This window comes from Pseudoalteromonas sp. AS71 (genome assembly GCF_038900275.1).
Classification (GTDB): domain Bacteria; phylum Pseudomonadota; class Gammaproteobacteria; order Enterobacterales; family Alteromonadaceae; genus Pseudoalteromonas.
Map to the genome: position 1 here is coordinate 181,830 of NZ_JBBMQZ010000007.1, position 6,056 is coordinate 187,885.

A 6,056-nucleotide genomic window follows, 5' to 3' on the forward strand; every position below is an offset into this window, starting at 1 on the left:
GAGAAGTTATGAAAAAATTAATGTTAGCAGGTGCCATGTTGTGCACAAGTATTAGTGCATTTGCAAATGGCGTTGCTGTAACACCAGATGCTAATGATCCTATTATTACTAAATTTGCCGAGCTTGGTGTAACTGTAAAGCAAATTAATCCAAGTCCAGTAGCTGGTTTAAAAGAATTGATCACTAATAAAGGCGTGCTCTATGCAAGTCCAGATGGTCAATTTTTAATGCAAGGTACGTTAATTGATTTAAATAATCGTAATAACCTAACAGAGCAAGCATTAAATGGCGTGCGTGTTGAAGGTATTAAAGAATACGAAGAGTCGATGATTGTGTACAAAGCGCCAAACGAAAAACACAGTATTACTGTATTTACCGATATTAGCTGTGGTTACTGTCGTAAATTACACCGCGAGTTAGACGATTTACTTGATGCGGGTATTACCGTTAAGTACTTAGCGTTTCCACGTGGTGGCTTACAAGGTTCAGGTTACGCAGATTTAATGAACGTATGGTGTGCACGCGATCAGCAAGAAGCACTAACAGAAGCTAAATCGGGCACAAGCACTAAAGTAGTTGCAGGCTGTAGCGCACCGGTTGCAGAGCATTACCAACTAGGTCAAAGCTTTGGTATTAGCGGCACACCCGCTATTATTTTAGAAGATGGTACGATGATCCCTGGTTACCAGCCAGCAGCAGCATTAAAAGCAGCATTAGAAGCTAACAAAGCGTCGTAATTAAACGCTTAGTTATTATTAAAAAGGCCTTAATGGCCTTTTTTTGTCTTTTTAATACGACTCAATAAGTTAAAACTCTGCATGAAAAAACTAATCATTGCGCGTGAAAACGTTGACGACTCGCATCTGCCGAGTAATTTACACCCTGTAATTAAACAAATTTATGCTAACCGCAATGTATTCAATGCCGAAGAGCTAAATAACAGCGTAGCGACGCTCCACGACTTTAAATTGTTTAAAGACATCGACAAAGCCAGCGACTTATTAATTGAAGCATTAAAAGCGCAAAGCCAAATATTAATAGTTGGCGATTTTGATGCCGATGGCGCAACAAGTACTGCAACTTTAATGCAAGGCCTTGAGATGTTTGGCTTTAAGCATTTAGATTACTTAATTCCTGACAGGTTTAGCTTAGGTTATGGTTTAAGTCCCGCGCTTGCAGAGCAAATAGTACAAATAAAACCTGATTTAGTGATCACCGTAGATAACGGCATATCGTGTATTGCCGGTATTGATATTTTAAAAGCGGTTGGCATAAAAGTGCTGGTAACAGATCACCACTTACAAGGTGAGCAGCTGCCAAATGCCGATGCAATAGTAAACCCAAACAGGCATGAATGTGATTTTCCGTCTAAATCCATTGCTGGCGTTGGCGTTGCTTTTTACTTATTAATAGCACTGAGAAGCGTAATGCGAGACTTAGGTTATTTTGAGCAGCAACCGCCGCCTAATTTAGCTAACTTACTCGACATTGTAGCGCTTGGTACGGTTGCTGACGTGGTCGCACTTGATGCGAACAACCGTACGTTAGTGCATCAAGGTTTAGCACGTATTCGCAGTGGTAAAACACGCCCTGGTATTACCGCGCTTATTGAAGTGGCAAATCGTAATGCTGCCCGTTTAAGTGCCAGTGATTTTGGTTTTTCGCTTGCGCCGCGTTTGAATGCAGCAGGGCGATTAGACGACATGAGTTTGGGTATAGCGTGCTTGCTTAGCACCGATATAAACCAAGCGCGTAGTATAGCGGGCGAGCTCGATAGCTTAAACTTTGCAAGGCGCGAAATAGAACAAGGTATGCAATTTGAGGCGCAAGCCGTGCTTGATAGGCTCGCATTTAGCGATAGTAACATTCCTGATGCTATTTGTTTGTTTCAAGACGATTGGCATCAAGGTGTTATTGGTATTTTGGCTGGTCGCTTAAAAGAAAAATATCACCGCCCAACCGTTATATTTGCTGGTGGCGAAAATGGTGAAATAAAAGGCTCGTGCCGCTCTATTGAAGGGCTGCACATGCGCGATTTACTCGAAGGGCTTAATACCGCCGACCCACATTTAATTAATAAATTTGGTGGTCACGCAATGGCCGCTGGTTTAAGTATTAACGAGCAGCATTTTAACGACTTTAAAAAAGCGTTTGATGCCGCAGTTAGCGCGCAACTGAGTGAAGAAAGTAAGCGCTGCATTGTGTTTACCGACGGCGAGCTGCCAAACGACTGCTTTACAATGGATTTTGCCCAGCTATTAAAGCAATCGGGCCCGTGGGGTCAGCAATTTCCTGAGCCGGTGTTTGAGCATACCTTTGAAGTAATACAGCAGCGCATAGTAGGCGAAAAGCATTTAAAGCTCGTGTTAAAGCACCAATCTGGTCGATTAGTTGATGCCATTGCTTTTGGTATTGATGTAAAAGAGTGGCCAGATACTGAGGCCAAGTTTGTGAAAGTAGCGTATCAGCTCGATATAAATGAGTTTAGAGGTAAATTTACGCTGCAATTAATAGTTAGAGAGCTTGAAAAAGTGCATTAAAAAATATGTAATGTCATGCATAAAATGCTAATAAAGCGCGCGGTTTTTTGTTAAAATCGGGCGTTTTTATCATTTGACGATAATTTATTGCGAAAATCCCATTTAAAGGGGCGCAATTACTTAGCCATTTTGGAGTGATGTACATGTTTGAAGTGAATCCTGTGATTAATCAAATCAAGGAAATTCGCGAACGTACTGAATTGCTTCGGGGGTACCTTTGACTACGCTCTTAAACAAGAACGCTTAGAAGAAGTTAACGCCGAGCTTGAAGATTCAGCCGTATGGAATGAGCCTGAACGCGCACAAGCGCTTGGCCGTGAAAAATCAGCATTAGAAGCGGTTGTTGAAACAATCGATAACCTAGTAGCCGGTACTGACGACGTTGAAGGCTTACTTGAGCTAGCTGTAGAAGCTGAAGACGAAGATACCTTTGTTGAAGCGCAAACTGAGCTTGCTGATTTAAACGGACAGTTAGAAGGTTTAGAGTTTCGTCGTATGTTTTCGGGTCCTCATGACTCAAACGATGCTTACCTTGATTTACAATCAGGTTCTGGCGGTACTGAAGCACAAGACTGGTGTAATATTTTACTTCGTATGTATTTACGTTGGGGCGAGGCTAAAGGCTTTAAAGTTGAGCTGGTTGAAGCGACCGACGGTGATGTTGCCGGTATTAAAGGCGCAACTGTCCGCTTTGTTGGCGAATACGCTTACGGTTGGCTACGTACCGAAACAGGTGTGCACCGTTTAGTACGTAAAAGCCCATTTGACTCAAGTGGTCGTCGTCATACTTCATTTGCTTCTGCGTTTGTATACCCAGAAGTTGACGATAACATTGAAATTGATATGAATCCGTCAGACCTGCGTATAGACGTTTACCGTGCATCGGGCGCGGGTGGTCAGCACGTTAACACCACCGAATCGGCGGTTCGTATCACTCACGTACCAACAAATACCGTAGTGCAGTGTCAAAACGAGCGTTCACAGCATAAAAATAAAGCCCAAGCGATGAAGCAGTTAAAAGCTAAATTATTTGAGCTTGAGCTACAACAGCAAAATGCTGAAAAACAAACGCAAGAAGACGCTAAGTCTGATATTGGTTGGGGTAGTCAAATTCGTTCATACGTACTTGATGACGCACGCATTAAAGATTTACGTACAGGCGTTGAAAACCGCAATACGCAATCGGTACTTGACGGTAACTTAGATAAATTTATTGAAGCCAGCCTTAAATCTGGCCTATAACCACCAAGCTAATAAAGAGCTAAAAAATGACTGATAAAATCCAAGACGAAAACAAGTTAATCGCTGAGCGTCGCGGCAAGTTAGACGCTATACGCGAAAATTGCCCAGCCAACGGTCATCCAAACCAATTCCGTCGTGAGCATTACACGGCTGATTTGCAAGCCCAGTTTGGTGATAAGAGCAAAGAAGAATTAGTAGAGATGCAAGAAGTTGTGTCTATCGCTGGCCGTATTTTAGCAAAGCGTGGACCGTTTTTTGTAATTCAAGACATGAAAGGTCGCGTACAAGCGTATGCATCTAAAGATGTTCAAAAAGATCTTAAAGAAAAATATGGTCAGCTAGACACTGGCGATATTATTGGTGTTAAAGGCGCATTAAATAAATCGGGTAAAGGCGATTTATACGTAGAAATGACTGAGTACCAATTATTAACTAAGTCACTTCGTCCGTTGCCTGAAAAATTCCATGGCTTATCAGATCAAGAAACAAAGTACCGCCAACGTTACGTTGATTTAATTACTAACGAAGCAACGCGCGAAACATTCCGCATCCGTTCACAAGTAGTTGAAGGCATTCGTCGCTTTTTAGCAGACCGTGACTTTATGGAAGTAGAAACACCAATGCTACAGGTTATACCTGGCGGTGCATCTGCGCGTCCGTTTGTAACTCACCATAACGCGCTTGATATCGACATGTACTTACGTATAGCGCCTGAGCTTTACTTAAAGCGCTTAGTGGTAGGTGGTTTTGACCGTGTATTCGAAATTAACCGTAACTTCCGTAACGAAGGGTTATCTACGCGTCACAATCCAGAATTCACAATGATTGAATTTTACCAAGCATACGCTGATTACATCGATTTGATGAACATCACCGAAGACATGCTTCGTACGGTTGCAGAAAACGTACTAGGTAGTGCAGTTGTAGTTAATACAACTAAAGACGAAAACGGCGAAGTAATTGACTCAGTTGAATACGACTTTGGCCAACCGTTTACACGTTTAAGCATGGCGGACGCAATATTAAAATATAACCCTGAGTTTGATGCTGCGGTATTTAACGACCCAGAAAACCACTTTGACGAATTAAAAGCGTACGCTAAACAAGTGCACGTTAAAATTCCTGAAAACTGTGTTTGGGGCCCAGGTAAGTTCTTGTGTGAAATATTTGAAGAAACAGCAGAGCACATGCTTATTCAACCTACGTTTATTACTGGCTACCCGTGGGAAGTTTCTCCACTTGCACGCCGTAACGACGAAAATGCATTTGTTACCGACCGTTTTGAATTTTTTGTTGGCGGTCGTGAACTTGCAAATGGTTTCTCTGAGCTTAACGATGCACAAGACCAAGCAGAGCGCTTTACACGCCAAGTTGAAGAGAAAGACGCAGGCGATGATGAAGCAATGCATTACGATGAAGACTACATACGCGCACTTGAGTACGGCTTACCGCCAACTGCAGGTGAAGGTATTGGTATTGACCGTTTAGTAATGTTGTTTACTGACTCATCTACAATCAAAGACGTTATTTTGTTCCCGCATATGCGCCCGCAAGCTGACTAAGCTTTGGGTAGAACAAAGTAAGTTAATAAACGCCGCTTAATAGCGGCGTTTTTTTATTTTGTATTAGTATTTTAATTAATAAGTACTACACTAAAAATTAAATGTAGTTATTAGTGCTGGTTAATGTGCAATTCAGCTTCACTAATTTATTGTTATTGGCAGTTTTTAATATTAAAACTAACAGTGCTATAACTTTTTAGTATGATTGTTTTTTAAACATATGTTGTATTTATGTAAAGGTTTTAGCTAGAATACGCACGAAATTTACACTGCTTGGTATTTAGCAGTTTAAGTATAGATTCTTAAAGGACTTAGAATAATAGTATGAAAGACAAACGAGTAGATGATTTTTCAGAAGAGGGCACATCAGAGCAAGAACGAAATGCTTATTACCGTGCTTGTATTGCTGAATTTCAACAGTTAGGTTACCAAGAACAGTATTTGGCTCAGTTAACTGATGACTTAGTTCCCGTGCTAGGTGTTAATCCTTCAAATAAAAACGCGTAACCCGCTTAAATTTCAAACTAATTACACTTTTAAACCAAGCATATGTGCAATCTATAACCATATAGTCGTTTTTGGTAGAAAAGTGTTTGACATATTTTCTGAAATCTTTATTATACGCCCCACAAGACGGAGAGGTGTCCGAGTGGCCGAAGGAGCTCCCCTGCTAAGGGAGTATAGAGTTTGTAGCTCTATCGAGGGTTCGAAT

Annotated in this window: 5 protein-coding genes; all 5 read left to right on the forward strand. The window is 41.4% G+C overall.

The features are described 5' to 3' along the window. Positions 1–8 precede the first annotated feature (8 nt). The 5 genes from dsbC (at position 9) to WNY98_RS07575 (ending at position 5,851) form a co-directional block, all read left to right on the forward strand. Positions 9–737, forward strand: a complete 729-nt coding sequence (dsbC, locus tag WNY98_RS07555; RefSeq protein ID WP_076925107.1) for a bifunctional protein-disulfide isomerase/oxidoreductase DsbC — start codon at positions 9–11, stop codon at positions 735–737. An 81-nt stretch (positions 738–818) separates the two neighbouring features. Next, positions 819–2,540: a single-stranded-DNA-specific exonuclease RecJ gene (recJ, locus tag WNY98_RS07560; RefSeq protein ID WP_342877531.1), complete on the forward strand. Its 1,722-nt coding sequence runs from the start codon at positions 819–821 to the stop codon at positions 2,538–2,540. Positions 2,541–2,683: 143 nt separating this feature from the next. Continuing rightward, a protein-coding gene (prfB, locus tag WNY98_RS07565) for a peptide chain release factor 2 (RefSeq protein ID WP_139016071.1) occupies positions 2,684–3,782 on the forward strand; the annotation gives its coding sequence in 2 pieces (ribosomal slippage) (positions 2,684–2,758 and positions 2,760–3,782; 1,098 coding nt in all). 26 nt (positions 3,783–3,808) lie between these two features. After that, positions 3,809–5,344: a lysine--tRNA ligase gene (gene lysS, locus WNY98_RS07570; protein WP_024597675.1), complete on the forward strand. Its 1,536-nt coding sequence runs from the start codon at positions 3,809–3,811 to the stop codon at positions 5,342–5,344. A gap of 324 nt (positions 5,345–5,668) precedes the next feature. Then, the gene (locus WNY98_RS07575; protein ID WP_024597674.1) at positions 5,669–5,851 is read left to right on the forward strand and encodes a hypothetical protein; all 183 of its coding nucleotides are present in this window, start codon (positions 5,669–5,671) and stop codon (positions 5,849–5,851) included. Positions 5,852–6,056: the final 205 nt, after the last annotated feature.